Below are 3,692 nucleotides of genomic sequence, written 5' to 3'. Positions count from 1 at the left end.
ATCATCAGTAAAGAATGTTATAACCCATCTAGTTCGTCCATTTATTTCAAATACGGCTCTTGTATCATTATCGGATTCAATTAATACAATGATAGGGCGGTTTTCTCTAAATAAACTWAAATTATTACCTCTATCATTTCTAATATTAAAACCAAAATGTCTTACAAACCATTCGCCTGATTTTTTGACATCCTTAACAGGAATTATATGGGCATCTTTGGAAAATACTGCAACCACGCAAATCCATTCGCAACGATAATAAAATCATCAGAATCATCCACATGAAAAGTTATGGGTTCCATTACTTTATCAAAAACAACAAGCGCTACATGCCCAGTGAAACCCACTTCTTCAATGTACTTTTGTCTATACGTTTTCTGAAGGATCCTCTCCAATGTGCTAGATCACCGTATTTTCACTTCACCATTTACACCCCTTGTTCGAAGATTAGATCCAATACAATTTCTCCACCAATAATTTCGCCTGTTTCTACAAACCCCAAGTCCTTATAGAGCTTATTTACAACTATATTTTCTGGTACATGAGAAATTCTGAYTTTAGTCTGGTTTTGCTTTTGTTGCAGTCTATTAATGATTTCAATAAGTGCAGCTCTTCCATATCCGTTCTTCTGATACCGTTCATCAATCATAAGTCTAATAATCCAATAGTATCCATCATTAGGATATGGCTCTTCATCAAATAGTGTAAATCCAACCATTTTTTTACCTGCATAGATACCATATGGCTTAGAAGTTTGCTCTTGCTCCGCTTTCTCCAGAGATTTGATATTAGGTGCTACAAAATTCATTTGATCATTTCGTGGCTTGAGATTTATACATTCTGTCCTATTCTCTTCGGTTATTAGCTTTAAATAAACTGTCAAGGGTACCACTCCTTCAGCTCAATCATTGGTTTCTTCTAAGTTCTCCCCAGTTCAAGGCACTTTTAACTAACTTGTCCATACGCTTCTCTTTTTCTTCCTGATATTCATCATAAGAGCAAGATTCTAATATTTTCAACTTTAATAGACCATATTCTTCAGCTTCTTTTGGATGTTGTAATAAGAACGATTTGAAGTCCAAATATGTCAGTATTCTAAAATCATCATTTTGATATATATGAACGTGAAATGTTCGGGGACTATCCCCTTTAGTGAAATATCTCCTATTGGGAATGCCGTTTTCACCTCTTACCTGATATCCTATTTTTAGCATAGGTCCGTTATAAAGACTTACATTATTGATATCTTTTACGACTATTAAAATATCGATGATTGGTTTCGCGTATCCGATTGCAGGAACAGATGTACTTCCAACATGGTGGATTTCTAAAATTTCTTCCTTAAATATCTCTTTTAATAATTCAGACTCTATACCATACTTTTCATTCCATTCTTTAGTCCAAGGGGTAATTTCCCATTTTCTTGTCATAAGTCCACTTTAACCACCAATCCCATTCTCATTTCATAAAACTCTCGCTTTCGTCACTCTTCTATCCTTAAAATAATTGAATCTATATATTTTCCTTTAGGCAAATCTTCCTTAGACACACTAATAAGAGATCTTACAAAAACCTCTCCTTCTAGTTCTGTGTCCGCAGTATTTATCGTTTTCAACTATGCTATTCCCCCTCGTTTAACTTGACGGTTAGCTGTGTTTACTTTGCAACTGTTCACCTATGCAGTTCTATGGATGTTCCCCACTCTATTTTAATAATAGGTTTTGTTTGAATTTGTAATGGTAGTACGTAATTATCATCATCGAAATATACATTTAAGCCCTCTATTTTTTTTCATTAAGTATTTGAATTTCCTTAATGTTTTCTAAATTTAAATCTATTATTAATTCTCCATCTATTTGCAATCTAAGTTTGCCATCCCTACCCGCTGGGGTAATATGTAATTCAATTAAACGTCGTTCTCTAATCAAGGCAAACGAAGCCCCTGCATAATACCAAGGAATTTCTTGATCCACTATTATTGCATCACATTAGGCCCATCAAATAGTGGAGAACCTGATAAATGCATACGTATGATATTCCCTTCTTTATCTTCCTCAAAGCTCACCTGTAGCGGTAGTGATTCTATATCGAACATATTTGATGCCCTTGGAATGAGAGGGATTCTCGCCCATACTTGTGGAAGTCCATCCGCAATAAGCTTTCCATCCTCATAGTATAAAGAACAATCTATTCTCACCTCGGACTCTGCAGTATACTTCCCTACAAACCGTTGCAGATATTGATGAGATATAGGCTCTTCATTCCTTTCGTAGACACTTTCTGTATTACCGCTTCTTCGATCACAGATTTTTTTCAATGCTTCACTTACATCATTTTGATAAAAATAAATCAGGCATGGGTTACATTTTCTAATGATTCTTTCGACTTCCAACACATAATCTATTATTTCTTGATTCGGTACATTATTAGGAAATAAGCTCCATGTTAAGTACCCGAACAGGCAACTGTCAACAATAATGGTTTCATTAGATGACTGAACAGATATACTAAACTCTTCCCAGCGTCCAAGGGCCATACTAATTACTTCTCTATAATTTCCGTTAGATAAATCATCAACCACCTGAATCATTGATTCGTAATTATCATAAGCATAAACAGGGTGTCCCTTCTCTTCTTCGTACCACCATTTATGAGGTATATTGGACTCGCTTAAATTATGTGAGATAAACTGGGCAGTAGTTGACTTCGCTGAACCCGGAATTCCTTCAAGGAATATCAATTTACATTCAATCAATTTTTTCCCATCCTTCCATCAGTTATTTGGAAGCAAGGTTTAGCACTCTAACAAAAAGATCGCCAAACTACTACCAATAATATCCTTTTGTTCCTCTGGGATCAATAATTTTATGCACAATTCAAAATCACCTCCCTTAACGCAAGGAAGGCTGCCGGATCAATTCGCCGGCAACCACATTTCATAATTTATTTAGCTCATATGTCCCTTAGATTTTTAAACAATGTTATCAAACTGCAAACTTCAACTTGATAACATCCTGTCTCCCATTATATTTAATTAATTAAAATTCATCCTCTTTAAATGTTTCATTATTAACAGTCCCTACCATAAATGTTATTCTGTTATTATCAATCTTCGTTTCCATATCACCAACATTCCCTGTAATGGTAACATCTCTACTCTTTAATACTATATCAATATCATCAATAGAAAAGTCGGTCTTATTTTCATCTTTATATTTTATTTCAACCCAGTTTATATGCTTCTCATTATATAATTTAGCGTTGTAAATGTATTTAGCTTCCCAATTATCACCTTTACCAACAAAAGCTACTTCATCACTTACAACCGTTTGAGAACTAGAACTACAACCCACTAATAGGATTAAAATAACAAAGAAAAGTATATGTCTTTTTTTCAACTGTCTTCCCCCAATGCATCATTTCGTCTTGCCGCTTATGATTCGCATTAAAACTTAATCCAAATTGGCAGTATTAAAAAAATTATCGTAGCAATCACACTTATCGCAACTAGAAACTCGCCAATCTTATTACTCACAACTGCGCCGAAATCCTTAACATGCCTTCTGGAAACCAATACTGCCGCTATCCAGAACGGCATGGATAATAAAAAAGGGTAATAAAAACCATCAGTTCCGTTTGAATATTGATCTACTCCGATTATATTAAAGAGAGATTGGCTGACATTAAAATCA

General features: G+C 34.6%; 7 protein-coding genes and 1 pseudogene. All 8 read right to left on the bottom strand.

The annotated features are described in order from the left end of the window. A pseudogene (locus AC1DWN_RS30175) lies at positions 1-237 on the bottom strand (hypothetical protein); the annotation flags it as partial. A 190-nt stretch (positions 238-427) separates the two neighbouring features. Continuing rightward, complete coding sequence (locus AC1DWN_RS30170) at positions 428-883, bottom strand: GNAT family N-acetyltransferase (RefSeq protein ID WP_477562556.1); 456 nt, start codon at positions 881-883, stop codon at positions 428-430. Between the two features lie 22 nt (positions 884-905). After that, positions 906-1,430, bottom strand: a complete 525-nt coding sequence (locus AC1DWN_RS30165) for a GrpB family protein (RefSeq protein WP_477562555.1) — start codon at positions 1,428-1,430, stop codon at positions 906-908. Positions 1,431-1,483: 53 nt separating this feature from the next. Next, positions 1,484-1,615, bottom strand: coding sequence for a hypothetical protein (locus AC1DWN_RS30160; protein WP_477562554.1), 132 nt, complete (start codon positions 1,613-1,615; stop codon positions 1,484-1,486). A gap of 166 nt (positions 1,616-1,781) precedes the next feature. Beyond that, on the bottom strand, positions 1,782-1,973 hold the full coding sequence (locus AC1DWN_RS30155; protein ID WP_477562553.1) for a hypothetical protein: 192 nt from the start codon (positions 1,971-1,973) through the stop codon (positions 1,782-1,784). 2 nt (positions 1,974-1,975) lie between these two features. Next, a complete protein-coding gene (locus AC1DWN_RS30150) occupies positions 1,976-2,755 on the bottom strand; it encodes a P-loop NTPase family protein (RefSeq protein WP_477562552.1) in 780 nt (259 codons plus the stop codon). A gap of 283 nt (positions 2,756-3,038) precedes the next feature. Beyond that, positions 3,039-3,398 (bottom strand): hypothetical protein, encoded by a 360-nt coding sequence (locus tag AC1DWN_RS30145; RefSeq protein ID WP_477562551.1) that lies wholly within the window; start codon positions 3,396-3,398, stop codon positions 3,039-3,041. 47 nt (positions 3,399-3,445) lie between these two features. Then, a partial coding sequence (locus tag AC1DWN_RS30140; protein ID WP_477562550.1) for a hypothetical protein occupies positions 3,446-3,692 on the bottom strand: 247 nt, incomplete at its 5' end.

It is taken from the genome of Paenibacillus sp. P4_A7, from assembly GCF_056402455.1.
The sequence above is the reverse complement of the archived record's forward strand: the minus strand, read 5'-3'. Positions and strand labels throughout refer to the sequence as shown.

Excerpts from the sequence above, each read along its gene's own strand:
- AC1DWN_RS30165 (WP_477562555.1), bottom strand. The coding sequence starts at position 1,430 with ATGACAAGAAAATGGGAAATTACCCCTTGGACTAAAGAATGGAATGAA.